This is a genomic window from Kitasatospora sp. LaBMicrA B282 (assembly GCF_050325825.1).
In the GTDB taxonomy this organism is placed as follows: Bacteria; Actinomycetota; Actinomycetes; order Streptomycetales; family Streptomycetaceae; genus Kitasatospora.
Genome location: NZ_JBNQTI010000082.1, coordinates 1 through 15,184, shown reverse-complemented (window position 1 = coordinate 15,184; position 15,184 = coordinate 1). Strand labels below are relative to the sequence as shown.

Here is a 15,184-nt window from a genome sequence, read left to right as displayed (position 1 = left end):
GGGGGGGGGGGGACCGAGAGGGGGGGGGGGGGGGGGGGGAAAAAGGGGGGGAAGAACACCTTTTAAAACCTCGTCACGCGTCCAGGGCTCACCCCAGCCGCGCCGCCACCGCCGGGCCGATCATCGCCAGCGCGGCCGGGCTGGTCAGGTCGTGGTGACTGAACGGCAGCCGGTGCTCGTGGAGTTCACCCTCCACGTGGGGCAGCCAGTCGGCGGCCGCCAGGTCGGCGGGGGCGTCGACGGTGGCCGTGACGTGCAGGACGTCGGCGCGGACCCGGCCCGGAACGAAGCGGTGGGCCGCCCGGACGGTGCGCAGGTAGCCGGTGACCAGGCGGTCGACGGTGGCCCGGTCCAGCCGGTGGCCGTCCACGGCGGCCCGGATCGCAGCGGCCACCTCGGTCCGGTCGGCCGTCACGGGGGTGCGCCCGGCCAGCGGGTAGGCGTCGAGCAGGGCGAGCAGCGCGACCTCGGCTCCGGCGGCCTGCAGCCGCTCGGCCACCGCGTGCGCGGCCAGGCCGCCGGCCGACCAGCCGAGCAGGCGGTACGGGCCAGCCGGTTGGATCGCGCGGATCTGCTCGACGTAGAGCTCGGCCAACTCCTCGACCGTGTCCGGGGCTTCGCCGCCCGGGGCAACGCCGGGCGACTGGAGGGCGATCAGCGGCTGGTCTGCGGGAAGGTGCCGGGCCAGTCCGGCGAAGGACCAGCCGAGGCCCCCGGCCGCCGACAGGCAGAACAGCGGCGGGCGGCCGCCGGCACCGCTCGTCCCGGCCGCCGCGTTCAGTGGCAGCACCAGGTCGAACTCCGGGTCGGCGGCGCCGGGTTCGCCATGGCTTATGACCGCCGACAGGTCGTCCAGCACACTCGCCAGCCGTGCCACGCTCGATGCGGTGAACAACCGGCTCAGCCCGAGGTCCACCCCGAACTCCTGCTGGACCCGCCCGATCAGCCGGACCGCGAGCAGCGAGTGGCCGCCGAGCGCGAAGAAGTCTGCCTCGACGTCGAGTTCGTCACCGCCGGGCCCACCCAGCAGCTCGGCGAAGAGTGCGGCCAGCCGCCGTTCGGTGGGGGTGGCCGGCGGGCGTCCGGCGGCCCGGGTGCTGCTGTCGGGAGCGGGCAGGGCGCGACGGTCAAGCTTGCCGTTGGGTGTCAGCGGGAGGGCGTCGAGCAGCACGAGCGCGGCCGGGACCAGGTGGGCCGGCAACCGCTCGGCCAGGTGGGCACGCAGCTCGGCGGCCTCGGCACTGCGGCCGACGACGTAGCCGACCAGGCGGGCCCCGCCGCCGGGCGAGCGCTGGGCGAGCACGGCGGCCTGGCGCACGGCCGGATGGGCGACGAGCGCGGCCTCCACCTCGCCCGGCTCGACCCGGAAGCCGTTGACCTTGACCTGCTGGTCGGCCCGGCCGAGGTAGTGCAACTGCCCGTCCCGGTCCCAGCGCGCCAGGTCACCCGTCCGGTACATGCGCTCACCGGGCGGGCCGAAGGGGTCGGCGACGAAGTGCGCGGAGGTCAGCGCCGGGCGGTTCAGATAGCCGTCGGCGGTCTTCGGGCCGGCCAGGTAGAGCTCGCCGGCCACGCCGGGCGCGACCGGGCGCAGGTACTGGTCCAGCAGGTACACCCGACTGCCGGCCAGCGGGCGGCCGATCGGCGGCGCCTGCTCCTCGGCACCCGTGCACTCGTCCCAGCCGGTGGCGAAGACGGTGGCCTCGGTGGGGCCGTAGAGGTTGGCGACCCGGGTGTCGGGGGCCGCTGCGCGCAGCGCACGCATCAGCGGCTCGCTGACCGCTTCACCGCACAGGACCAGCTGCCCGGCAGTCAACTTGCTTCCACTGGCCAGCAGCGCCTCGACCACCGAGGGAACGCCGCTGAGCAGTGTGCCCGTGAACGGCCGCTCGGCCAGCTCCAGCATGTCGGCGGCGACCTCCACGGTGCCCCCTGCCATCAGCGGAGCGAACAACTCGAACACCGAGAAATCGAAGGAGAGCGAGGTGACCGCCAGCCCGTGCGCCAGCCCGTCCTCACCGAACCGCTCGACCGCCCACGCCATGAAGGTCGCCAGCGCGGCCCGCGAGACCAGCACACCCTTCGGCACACCCGTCGAACCCGAGGTGTAGATCGCGTACGCCGGCGCCGCTTCCGGGACCTGCAGGCCCAGATCAACCGACGCTGCCGCGCCGAGCTCTGCCACTGTCTCGGGCACGTCGAGCAGCAGCCGCGGCACACCGTCCTCCGCAGCCATGGCGAGCACGCCCATCGCGGTCACCGCTACCCGAGCCCCTGCATCCGCCAGGATCAGCGCAACCCGGTCCGCCGGATACCCCGGGTCCACCGGCACGTACCCCGCCCCGGCCTTCAGGACCCCCCACACCGCGACCACCATCTCCACCGAGCGCGGCAACACCACCGCCACCAGATCACCCGGCCGCACCCCGCGCGCCCGCAGCACCCGGGCCAACCGGTTCGCCCGGGCGTTCAACTCCCCATAGGTCAGTACCTCGCCACCGGCCAGCACGGCCGTGGCCTCCGGACGGGCGGCAGCCCAGGACTCGAACCGCACCACGACCGATCGCCGAGCGCCCGAGGCCCCCTCGGCCACCCCCCAGTCGCCCAGGATCCGCGTCCGCTCCCCCACCGCCAGCACCGACAGCTCGCTCAACCGCAGCCCCGGATCCCCGACCGCAGCCGTCAGCAGCAGGCCAAGGCGCTCCACCAGCGCCTCGGCCGTCTCCCGATCGAACCGGTCGACGGCGTACAGCAGTTCCCCGTCGATCCCCACCGGCTCCCCGTTGGCCCCGAAGTGCTCCCGCAGCTCCAGATCCAGGTCGAACTTGACCGAGCTGAGCCGGAGATCGGCGCGGCTCACCTGCAACCCGGGCAGTTCGGGTACCGGCTGTGGGTTGTTCTGCAGCGCGAACAGCACCTGGAAGAGCGGGTGCCGGGCCAGCGAACGCGGCGGATTGACCGCCTCCACCAGCCGCTCGAACGGCACGTCGGCGTTCGCGAACGCCTGCAACGCCGTCTCTGACGCCCGATCGACCAGCTCGCCGAACCGCGGGTCCCCAGCGGTGTCGGTGCGCAGCACCAGCGTATTGACGAAGAAGCCGACCAACTCGTCCAGTGCGCTGTCGTCCCGGCCGGCCATCGGCGTGCCGATCGGCACGTCGACCCCCGCGCCGTGTGCCGTCAGCAGCGCCGCCAGCCCCGCCTGCAGCACCATGAAGACGCTCGCGTCGCGCTCCCGCGCCAACCGCACCAGCCCGGCGTGCAACTCGGCCGACAGACGGACCGGGACCGCATCGCCCTGGTGGCTGAACCCAGCGCTGCGCGGTCGGTCGGCCGGCAGCTCGATCTCCTCCGGCAGATCCACCAACGTTTGTTGCCAGTAGTCGAGTTGTGCCGACATCCGGCTCGCCGGATCCTCCTCGTCACCGAGCTCGGCCCGCTTCCACAGTGTGTAGTCGGCGTACTGGACCGGCAACGCCACGAACTCCGGCATCCGCCCCACCGCCCGAGCCGCGTACGCCGTCGCCAGGTCACGGGCCAGCGGTGCCATCGACCACCCATCGGCGGCGATGTGGTGCAGCACCACCAGCAGCACGTAGTCGCCCGCGGCCGTCTCGAACAGGTCGACCCGGATGGGAAGTTCGCTTGTCAGATCGAAGCCCGCGGCGCAGGCCGCGGTCACCGCGCCGGCCAGCTGTGACACATCGATCCGACGGTGCCTCAGGACCGTTCCCGCGTCGGCCGGCCGGATCAGCTGGTGCGGTTCGCCGTCCGAGATGGGGAAGACCGTACGCAGGCTCTCGTGCCGGGCCAGCAGGTCCTGCAACGCGTGCTGCAGCGCAGCACGGTCAAGATCGCCCTGCAACCGCAACGCGATCGGGATGTGGTAGGCACCACCGGCCGGGTAGAGCCGGTTGAGGAACCAGAACCGCCGCTGCGCGTACGAGAGCGACAGGATCTCCGGTCGGATCATCGGAGCCAGCGCAGTCCGCGTCGAGCCCGCGCCGTCGAGCCGGACCGCCAGACCCGCAGCGGTCGGCGCCTCGAACACCGCCCGCACCGGCAGGTCCACCCCCACTGCCGACCGGATCGCGTTGAGCAAGCGGATCGCCAGCAGCGAGTGGCCGCCCAGCTCGAAGAAGTCGTCCTCCGGACCGACCACGGGCTGCTCCAGCACCGTGGCGAAGAGGCCGCAGAGCAACTCCTCCTGCGGCGTCTGCGGCGGGCGACCGGCGGCACTGGTGCGATCGCGGGCGGGCAGGGCGCGGCGGTCGAGCTTTCCGTTGGCGTTCAGCGGCAAACAGTCGAGCACCACGAAGGCGGCCGGGACCATGGAGGTCGGCAGGTACTGCGAGGTGTGCCGGCGCAGCTCGGCAAGGTCGGGCTGCTCGGCGGGGTCGGCCGGGACCACGTAGCCGACCAGCCGGTCATCGCGGACGATCACAGTCGCCTGGGCAACGCTGCGGTGCTCGGTCAGGGCTGTGATGATCTCGGCGGGTTCGATGCGGACGCCGCGGATCTTGACCTGATCGTCGGCGCGGCCCAGGTACTCGATGTCGCGGGTGGCGTTCCAGCGGCCGAGGTCGCCGGTGCGGTACATGCGTTCGCCGGGTGCGCCGAAGGGGCAAGCGAGGAAGCGTTCGGCTGTGAGGGCCGGCTGGTTCGCATAGCCGCGGGCGAGGGCCGGCCCGGCCAGGTAGAGCTCGCCGACCACGCCGGGCGGGACCGGTTGGAGTGCCTGGTTGAGGATGTAGATGCGGGTGTTGGTGATCGGCCGGCCGATGGGTGGGGCGGTGTGTCCCGCGGTGCTGGGGTCGCAGGCGTGGGCGGTCAGGTCGATGGCGGCTTCGGTGGGGCCGTAGAGGTTGTGCAGTTCGCTGGTGTCGAGGACCTCGAAGAAGCGCGCTGCGAGTTCGGCGGGCAGGGCTTCACCACCGGTCAGGACCCGGCGCAGCGAGTGACAGCCGGCGGCACCGGGTTCGGCCAGGAAGGCGCGCAGCAGTGAGGGCACGACCTGGAGTGTGGTGACGCCTTCGGTGGCGATGAGTTGGGCCAGGTAGGCGGGGTCGCGGTGTCCGCCCGGTTCGGCGATCACCAGGGTGGCACCGGCCAGCAGTGGCGCGAAGACCTCGGAAGCGACGACGTCGAAGCCGGCGGGGGTCTTCAGCAGCACCCGGTCGGTGGCGTCGAGTCGGTAGCGGTCCTGGCCGGCACGCAGCCGGTTCACCAGGCCCCGGTGAGTGTTGCCCACGCCCTTGGGACGGCCGGTGGAGCCGGAGGTGTAGAGCACGTTGGCCAGCTGGTCCGGGTGAACCACCGGCAACAGCACGCCGGCCTCGGGCCTGGGCAGGTCGGGGTGGTCGAGCAGCAGGCGGGACAGGTCACCGCCGGGCAGCTGCGCGGCGGTAGCCGTGGTGGTGAGCAGCAGTGCCGGGCGGGCGTCGGCGAGCATCAACGCGATCCGCTCGGCCGGCAGGTCAAGGTCGATCGGCAGGTAGGCAGCCCCAGCCTTGAGAACCGCCAAGAGCGCGGCGACGAACTCCACCGAACGCGGCACGGCCAACGCCACCACCTGCTCGCCACCCACCCCCCGCTCGACCAACAAGCGCGCCAACTCCCCGGCTCTTCGATCGAGCTCCGCATAGGAAAGGGAACGGTCGCGGAACCGCAACGCGATCCGCTCCGGAGTCCGGGCAACCTGCGCAGCAAACAACTCAGGCAACGTCGCCGGGACGCCCGCAACCGGCGCACCCTGCCACTCGGTGAGCACGGCGTGGCGGTGGGCGTCGGTCAGGACGCCGATCCGGTCGAGTGGCGTGTCAGGGGCACTCTCCAGCGCGGCCACCAAGCCGCGCACCGCGGTCTCGAAGAGCGCGCAGACCAGCTCCGGATCGATCGGGTCGGCGGCCTGCACCGTGAGGCCGAAGTCGGTGCCGAAGTCGTCGACCGACACGGCCAGCGGGTAGTTGGTGCGCTCCTGGCTGTGCAGGATCTCGATGCCGTCCGGCTCCGCGACGGCGGGCGGCGAGCTGTGCCGGTAGTTGAGCAGCGCAGTGAACAGCGGGGCACTTCCGCGCACACCGCTGGCCTGCTGGGCGAGAGCGAGCGGGGCGTGCTCGTGCACCAGGAGGTCGGCGAGGAGCCCACGCATCGCGAGCGTGGCCTCGAACGCGCCGACCCCACCGGTCGCCATCCGCACCGGCAGTGTGTTGATGAACAGGCCCTGCATCCGGTCCGCGTCGCCGCCGGCGTTCGTCCGCCCGAACAGCACCGTCCCGAACACCACATCGTCACGGCCGGAGGTGGCCGCCACCACCCGCGCCCACGCCACATGGAAGACCGTCGCCGGGCTCACCCCGAGCGCCCGTGCCCGCTCGCGCACCCGCGCGGCCAAGTCTGGCGCCAGTGGCAGCGTTTCCTCCGCGACGCGCGAGGCGTCGCCGTGCACGTCCAGCAGTCCGAACGGTGCGGTCGGCTCGTCCACCTCGCCCAGCATCGCGGCGAAGAACCGCTCGTGCTCGGCCCGGGGGACCCCGAGTCGTGCCTGGACGACGAAGTCGCGGAACGGCGAAGGCGCGGGCAGCGAACCGTGCTGGCCTGCCAGGATGGTGTTGATCTCGGCGAACAGCATCTCCAGCGCGGCGTGGTCGGTGGCCAGGTGATGCCGTTGGAGCAGCAGGAACCACCGGCCAGTGCCGGGTTCGGCGGCCGTCCAGGCGCGCAACAGCGGTGGCCGGGTCAGGTCCATGGCAGCCGGAGCGGCGGCGAGCAGCTCAGCGACCGGGTCCGCGCCCCCGATCTCCACCTGCTGGACGACCAGCTCGGCGTGCCGGGCCACCACCTGGACCGGCTCCCGCAGCCCCTCCCAGAACACCGCGGTCCGCAGTACGTCGTGCCGCTCCACCACCACCCGAAACGCGCCGAGTACGGCGTCCAGGTGCTCTCGGGAGTCGACCCGCACGACGGTCGGCAACAGGTACGCGTCGGCCTGGCCCTCACCCGACGCCAGGACGTGGTGGAAGAAGATGCCTTCCTGCAGGGGAGCGAGCGGGTAGATGTCGGCGATGTTGGCCGCCCCACCGGGGAACGTCCTGGTGATGGTGGCGAGTTCGGCCTCGGTCAGGTCCACCAGGGGCAGCATCTCCGGCGTGATCGTCTCGGCACCGGCCGGGATCAGGTTCGGCGGTACCGCGGGCCGGCCGTCGGAGATCCGACCGTACGCGGGGGCTGCGGTCAGCCGCACGGCCAGGCCGGCGGGGGTGGGCGCCTCGAAGACGGCACGCACCGGCAGCTCGACGCCCGCCCGGATCCGGATGGCGTTGACCAGGCGGGTGGCCAGCAGCGAGTGCCCGCCGATCGCGAAGAAGTCCTCGTCGGCCTCGACCTCGGGAAGCTCCAGCACCTCCGCGAAGAGGGTGCAGAGCAGTTCCTCCTGCGGAGCACGCGGCGAGTCGGCGTCGGGCCTGCCGGCCACGGGTGCGTGAGCGGGACGGGCCGCTGAACGCCCCGGCCGGGATCCGCCCCGGGCATCGGCCCGGCCGAGGTACTCGAGCCGGCCGTCGGGGCACCGGCGGACCAGGTCGCCGGTGCGGTACATCACGCTGCCGGGCTCACCGTAGGGATCGGCGACGAAGCGCTGCGCGGTGAGCGCGGGACCCTCCGGGCCACCGCGGGGCGCCTCGGCGCCGGCGAGGTAGAGCTCGCCGACCGCGCCGTCCGGGACTGGCACCAGGCCAGAATCGAGCAGGTACAGCGACGGGTCGTCAGACCGGCGGCCAGGCACGCTGCGGACCACGGCACGCAGCCGGGCCAGGCTGGGCGGGGGGTCACCGGCCTGCTGACGGTCGGCCAGCACCAGGCGGCCGCCATTGACCAGCGGAAGCAGCTCCAGGCCGGCTCCGTCCGCGCCCGTGCCCACCGCCAGCAGCGCGTCCTCGGGGCCGAAGTCGAGGCGCCGCCCGAATTCCGACAACAGATTGCCGAGGTCGCAGCCGTCGACCTCGGCGCCGTTCGAGTCGCCGCCGGCAACGGCGGACGTATGGACCACATAGGTGGGATTGAGCGGCGGAACCCCGCCGGACACCTCATTGCACATTCCGGATTCCCGGCTTTCTCCGACCGCCTCGGTCAACGGAATACCTCCAGGAGAAAACGCCGATATCCACCGGATGGGCACAACTCGGTGCGCAAACGCCCAAGACGCTAGTCCTGGGCGTTTGGGCCTGTCAAGAGTGATCAACTTCGATCGGAAAACGGAAATAAGCGGACTTCTCCGACACACAACACCCGCAGCTGGGCTCGAGTCGAAGATGTCCGGCACGCTCCCACCGAGCCATCGCCAAACATTTCGTGATCCGAATCACAGATGCCCCGGTGAGCGGTGCAGCGGCCGAAAACCACCAGTAATTCCGGCCACCCGTTACTTACCGACGAGGTCGGGGTAAGGTCGCGCGGGGTCTGCCGCGTCCGCGCCAAATCCCGCTGTATTCACCGCGGCAACCAAATGGCCCGCGCCATGGTCGGCCCTGGCTTCCCTGCCCCGGGCCGGTTTGCACGGCGTCGACCACGAAGGAACGATCCATGTCTGCTTCCCCGGCGATAGCCGCTCCCCCGACCCCCGTCCGGCCGGCCCCCCTCCGCGCAGCCGCCCCCGCGGTCCGCGAACTCCCCCTCACCACCGCCCAGACCGGCATCTGGCTGGCCGACCGCTTCGCCGCCGGCCGGCTCGACTACACCATCGCCCAGTACCTGGAGTTGACCGGCCCGCTGGTGGTCGACGCACTGCGACAGGCCCTCACCCAGGCCTTCGACGAGGCACACGCCGGCCGGGTCAGGTTCGCGGCCACCGCCGACGGCCCGGTGCAGCTGCTCGGCGACCACCCGGGCTGCACCGTGCGGGAGGTGGACCTGACCGACGAGCCGGACCCCGAGGCTGCCGCCCACGCCTGGATGGCCGCCGACCTGCGCCGACCGCTCGACCTGGAGCGCGGCGAGGTGCTCTCCCTCGCGCTGCTCCGGCTGACCCACGAGCGGCTGTACTGCTACCTGCGCGGCCACCACGCAGCACTGGACGGCGCCAGCGCCGCGTTGCTGGTCCGCCGTACCGCCGCGCTCTACAACGCGCGGCTCACCGGCCGACCGGTGGCGGCACCGGATGCGACCGGACTGGACGAACACCTGGCCGCCGACCGCAGCTACCGCAGCTCGCCCGCCTACGCCGCCGACCGCGCCTACTGGCTGGAGCACCTGGCCGACCGCCCCGAACCGGTGAGCTTCGGGCGGGGCGCCACGACGGAGCGCGCGCCCGGCCTGCTGCGGCGCACCACGCTGCTCACCCCGGCACAGATCGAAGGCCTGGGCGCGCTGGCCCGGGCCACCCGGGTGGCGCTGCCGGTGGTCCTGGCCGCCATCGAGGTGCTGCACGTGGCCCTGCTGACCGGTGACCGCGACGTCCTGCTCGGCCTGCCGGTGACCGGCCGAGTGGCGAAGGAACTGCGCCGCGCCCCGGGCATGTTCTCCAACGTGGTGCCGCTGCGGCTGGCGGTGGACCCGGCCGAACCACTCGCCGGTCTGCTGCGCCGGCTGACCACCGGCTTCCGCCTCGCCTTGCGCCACCAGCGCTACCACTACCAGGAGTTGCGCCGCGACCTGGGCCTGACCGAGCAGGACCAGCCGCTGGTCGGTCCGGCCGTCAACCTCCAGCTCTTCGACTACGAGCTGGAGTTCGCCGGCTGCCGGACCACCGTGCACAACCTGTCCAACGGCCCGGTCGATGACCTGGCACTGGTGGTCTACGGCGGCAGCGAGCAGGTGGCCTGGCGGATCGACCTGGACGCCAACGCCGAGCGCTACACCGACGCCGAACTGGCCGTGCACCAGCGGGTCGTGATGCACCTGGTGGACCAGCTGGCCGCCGCCGACCCGAGTCGACCGGTGGGATCGCTGACCGCACTCGACGCTTCCGACCGCCACCAGGTCCTGACCGCCTGGAACGACACCGCCGCCGCACAGCCGCCCGCCACGCTACCCGGGTTGTTCGCTGCGCAGGTTGCCCGGACTCCGGAGCGGATCGCGCTGCGGTTCCGTGACCGTTCCCTTTCCTATGCGGAGCTCGATCGAAGAGCCGGGGAGCTGGCACACCTCCTGATCGAGCGGGGCGTGGGCGGCGAGCAGGTGGTGGCGTTGGCTGTGCCGCGTTCGGTGGAGTTCGTCACCGCGCTGCTGGCGATTCTCAAGGCCGGGGCTGCCTACCTGCCGATCGACCTCGACCTGCCGGCCGAGCGGATCGCGCTGATGCTCGCCGACGCCCGCCCGGCACTGCTGCTCACCACCACGGCTACCGCCGCGCACCTGCCCGACAGTGACCTGCCCCGCCTGCTGCTCGACCACCCCGACCTGCCCAGGCCCGATGCCGGCGTGCTGTTGCCGGTGGTTCACCCGGACCAGCTGGCCAACGTGCTCTACACCTCCGGCTCCACCGGCCGCCCCAAGGGCGTAGGCAACACTCACCGGGGCCTGGTGAACCGGCTGCGTGCCGGCCAGGACCGCTACCGACTCGACGCCACCGACCGGGTGCTGCTGAAGACCCCCGCCGGCTTCGACGTCGTCGCCTCCGAGATCTTCGCGCCACTGCTGGCCGGTGCCACCCTGGTGATCGCCGAACCGGGCGGACACCGCGACCCCGCCTACCTGGCCCAACTCATCGCCACCGAAAGCATCACCACACTCCAGGTCGTCCCCTCAATCCTGCGCGCCTTCCTGGCCGAACCCGGCGCCGCCGGCTGCCACGCGCTGCGCCGCGTCCTGACCGGTGGTGAAGCCCTGCCCGCCGAACTCGCAGCGCGCTTCTTCGAGGTCCTCGACACCAGCGAACTGCACAACCTCTACGGCCCCACCGAAGCCGCCATCGACCTGACCGCCCACGCCTGCGACCCCACCACCGCCGGACACACCGCCCCACCCATCGGCCGCCCGATCACCAACACCCGCATCTACATCCTCAACCAGGCACTCCAACCGGTCCCACCCGGCGTGGTCGGCGAACTCTACCTGGCCGGCACCGGACTGGCCCGCGGCTACCGCAACCGCCCCGCCCTCACCGCCGAACGCTTCCTCGCCTGCCCCTTCGGCGCACCGGGCGAGCGCATGTACCGCACCGGCGACCTCGGATACTGGAACGCCACCGGCGAAGTCGAATACCTCGGCCGCACCGACGACCAGGTCAAGATCCGCGGCGTCCGCATCGAACCCGCCGAAATCGCCACCGCCCTCACCGAACTGCCCGGTGTGGCCCGCGCCGAGGTCATCGCGCGCACCGACGGCCCGGGCGGCAAGCACCTGGTCGGCTACGCCGTACCCGAAGCCGGCCACACCCCCGACCCCGCCGCCCTACGCGCCCGACTGCGCGAGGTCCTACCCGACTACCTCGTCCCCGCCGCCATCGTCCTGCTACCCGAACTCCCACTGAACGCCAACGGCAAACTCGACCGCCGCGCCCTACCCGCCCCCGAGTACCGCAGCGCGGGCCGGCGGACCACGCGCGACACACGCAACGCGCGGGAGCGGCAGCTGGCCGCACTCTTCGCCGAGACCCTGGGGCTGGCCGACGTCGACCCCGAGGACGGCTTCTTCGACCTTGGCGGCGACAGCATCGCCGCGATCCGGCTGGTCGGGCTGGCCCGCCAGGCCGGGCTCGCCTTCACCCCGGGCGACGTCTTCCGCTGCCGCACCGTCGCCGGGCTCGCCGAGGTCGCCGAGCAGTGCCGCACCACACAGGCCGAGCAGCCCGGCGACGAGCTCGGCCCGGTCCCGCTCACCCCGATCGTCCACCGGCTGCGCGAACTCGGCGGGCCGGTCGACCACTTCCACCAGACCGCGGTGCTCCGGGTGCCGGCCGGGCTGACCGAGCAACTGCTCGGCGACGCGCTGCAAGCGCTGCTGGACCACCATGCCGCACTGCGGCTGCGGCTGACCCGTGGGGCCGACTGGCAGCTGGAGATCCCGGCTGCCGGTTCGGTGCGGGCCGCCGGGCTGCTGCGCCGGGTTCCGGCCGGCGGCCTCACCCCGGCAGCGCACACCGCCCTGATCGCCGAACAGGTCGCGGACGCCGCCGCGTTGCTCGACCCGGAGGCCGGCCGGCTGGTGCAGGCGCGCTGGTGCGACGCCGGCCCGGCGGAGTCCGGGCACCTGGTGCTGGCGATCCACCACCTCGCGGTGGACGGCGTCTCCTGGCGGCTGTTGCTGACGGACCTGGCCAAGGCCGCCGAGGCACTGGCCGCCGGGCGCCGGCCAGCGCTGGACCCGGTCGGCAGCTCGCTGCGCCAGTGGGCCCGCCGGCTGCCCGAGCTGGCCGCCGGCCGGGAGGCCGAACTCCCGCTCTGGCAGCGGATCACGGCCGCACCCGACCCGCTGCTCGGCCGGCACGCACCGGACCCGCGCCGGGACACCGTCGCCACCCGGTGCGAGCACACCCTGACCCTGCCGCCCGAGTGGACCGCCCGGGTGCTGACCGGCATCGCCCGCCGCTACCACGCCGAGATCAACGACGTGCTGCTCACCGCGCTGGCCTTGGCGGTGCTGGACTGGCGGCGCCGGCACGACCGTCCCGCCGACTCGGTGCTGCTCACGGTCGAGGGCCACGGTCGCGAGGAGGTGCTGCCGGGTTCCGAACTCTCGCGCACCGTCGGCTGGTTCACCAGCAGCTACCCGGTCCGACTGGACCCCGCGGTGTCGGACTGGACACAGCTGTGGAACGCCGGAGCGGCCGCCGACACCGCGCTGAAGTACGTCAAGGAGCAGCTGCGCGAGCTGCCCGACCACGGCTTCGGGTACGGCCTGCTGCGTCACCTCAACCCGCGCACCGCACCCTTGCTGGCCACCGGCGCCACCCCGCAGCTGGGCTTCAACTACCTGGGCCGGCTGCCCGGCGACGGGCGCGCCCCCTGGCACCCGGACCCGGCGCACGGCGGCGTCTTCGGCGGCGCCGACCCCGGACTGCCGCTGCTCCACCCGCTGGAGCTGGACGCCCTGGTCGAGGAGCACCCGGACGGGCCCCGGCTGACCGCCCGCTGGTCCTTCGCCGCCGCGCAGTTCGAGCAGGCCGAGGTCGAGGACCTGGCCGCCACCTGGTTCCGGGCGCTGCGCACCCTGGCCACCCGGGCCGAGTGCCCCGAGGCGGGTGGCCGCACCCCCGCCGACCTGCCGTTCGTCCGGCTCGACCAGGCGGAGCTCGACCAACTGGAGCGCGACCACCCGGACCTGGCCGACCTGCTGCCGCCGACGCCGCTGCAGGAGGGCCTGGCCTTCCACACGGCCTTCGACGAGCGGGCCCCGGACCTCTACCAGGTGCAGCTGGCCCTCGACCTGACCGGACCGCTGGACCCGGCCACGTTGCGGGCCGCCGCCGAACGGCTGCTGCACCGCCACCCCCTGCTCCGCGCCGCCCTGCACCGGCGCCCTGACGGCAGTACCGCGCTGCTGGTCCGGGACGGCGTGACGCTGCCCTGGGTCGAGCTGGACGCCCCCGACCCGGCAACCGCCGAACGGCTGGCCCGCGCCGAGCGCACCCGCCCGTTCGACCTCACGGCCGCCCCGCTGCTGCGCTTCGCCCTGCTGCGGCTGGCTCCCGACCGGCATCGGCTGCTCCTCACCAACCACCACCTGGTGCTGGACGGCTGGTCGCTCCCGCTGCTGCTGGGCGACCTGCTGACCGGATACGCGGCAGGCACCGCCGCGCCCCTGCCCACGGTGATGCCACACCGCCCGTACTACCAGTGGCTCGCCGAGCGCGACACCGCCGCCGCCCGGGCGGCCTGGGCGGCGGCGCTGGACGGCGCCGAGCCGACCCGGCTGGCCCCGCACCGTCCCGGCCGGCGCACCACCACCCCCGAGCACCACCGGGTGTCGATGCCCGCGGCGCTGGTCGGCGCGCTCACCGAGCAGGTCCGCCGCCACGGCCTGACCCTCAACACCGCGGTGCAGAGCGCCTGGGCGCTGCTGCTGGCGCGCCGCACCGGCCGGGACGACATCGTCTTCGGCGCCACGGTCTCCGGGCGGCCCGCCGAGCTGGCCGGGGTGGCCGAGCTGGTGGGGCTGTTCATCAACACCGTGCCGGTCCGGGTCGCGCTGCGGCCGGGCGAGCCGCTGCTCGAGCTGGCCGCCCGGGTGCAGCACGAGCAGTCCGCGCTGACCGCGCACCACCACCTCGGGCTGACCGAGATCCAGCGGGCAGGCGGCGGGGGCGGCGACCTGTTCGACACCCTGACCGTGTTCGAGAACTACCCGCTGGACCCGGCCGCCTTCGACCACCCCGAGCTGCGGATCACCGGGGTCGAGGCGCACGACCACGTCCACTACCCCCTCGCCCTGATCGCCCTCCCCGACCCGCAGGCCGGCACCCTCACCCTGGACCTCACCTACCAGCCCGACCTCTTCACCCCCGCCGACGTGGCGCTGCTGGCCGAGCAGTACACCAAGCTGCTCACCCAGCTCGCCGAGGCCACCCCCGAGCAGCTGACCCGGAACACCACCTACCTCACCGCGGCGGAGCAGCGCGCCCTGATCGAGCGGGGGGTCAGCCGCGACAGCGAGCACCGCGCCGAACACGCCACCGCCACCACCCCCGCCACCACCCCCACCCGCCCGCGGCCCGCCGCGTCGGTGGCCGAGCAGTTCGCCGCCCAGGTCCGGGCCCGGCCCGACGCGGTGGCGGTGGAGGGCGCCGGGCGCACCGTCAGCTACGCCGAACTCGACGGGGCGGCCGAGCGGTTGGCCGGGGAGTTGCGCGGGCGCGGGATCGGGCCCGCGGACCTGGTGGCGCTGGTGCTGCCGCGCTCGGTGGAGTCGGTGACCGCGATGCTGGCGGTGCTCAAGGTGGGCGCAAAGTACCTGCCGGTCGACCCGGATCAGCCGGCGGAGCGGCTCCGCCGGGTGCTCGACGACGCGGCGCCGGCTCTGCAGCTCACCGTGGCGGAGGCCACCGGGCTGACCGATCGCGCGGGTACCCCGGTGCTGCTGGTCTGACGCCACGGCACCACCAACACGGCGACGGGAAAAGAAAAAACCACCCCCCCCCCCCCCCCCCCCCCCCCCCCCCCCCCCCCCCCCCCCCCCCCCCCCCCCCCCCCCCCCCCCCCCCCCCCCCCCCCCCCCCCCCCCCCCCCCCCCCCCCCCCCCCCCCCCCCCC

Annotated in this window: 2 protein-coding genes; one reads left to right on the top strand and one right to left on the bottom strand. The window is 73.4% G+C overall.

The annotated features are described in order from the left end of the window. Positions 1-88: 88 nt before the first annotated feature. Positions 89-8,095: an amino acid adenylation domain-containing protein gene (locus ACQRUO_RS22325; protein ID WP_428317786.1), complete on the bottom strand. Its 8,007-nt coding sequence runs from the start codon at positions 8,093-8,095 to the stop codon at positions 89-91. 485 nt (positions 8,096-8,580) lie between these two features. Here ACQRUO_RS22325 and ACQRUO_RS22320 point away from each other — a divergent pair, with 485 nt between their 5' ends. Next, the gene (locus ACQRUO_RS22320; RefSeq protein ID WP_428317785.1) at positions 8,581-15,021 is read left to right on the top strand and encodes an amino acid adenylation domain-containing protein; all 6,441 of its coding nucleotides are present in this window, start codon (positions 8,581-8,583) and stop codon (positions 15,019-15,021) included. The last annotated feature ends 163 nt before the right edge of the window (positions 15,022-15,184 follow it).

Bases quoted from the DNA above. Each gene is read 5' to 3' on its own strand.
- ACQRUO_RS22325 (WP_428317786.1), bottom strand. From the start codon at position 8,095: ATGTGCAATGAGGTGTCCGGCGGGGTTCCGCCGCTCAATCCCACCTAT.
- ACQRUO_RS22320 (WP_428317785.1), top strand. From the start codon at position 8,581: ATGTCTGCTTCCCCGGCGATAGCCGCTCCCCCGACCCCCGTCCGGCCG.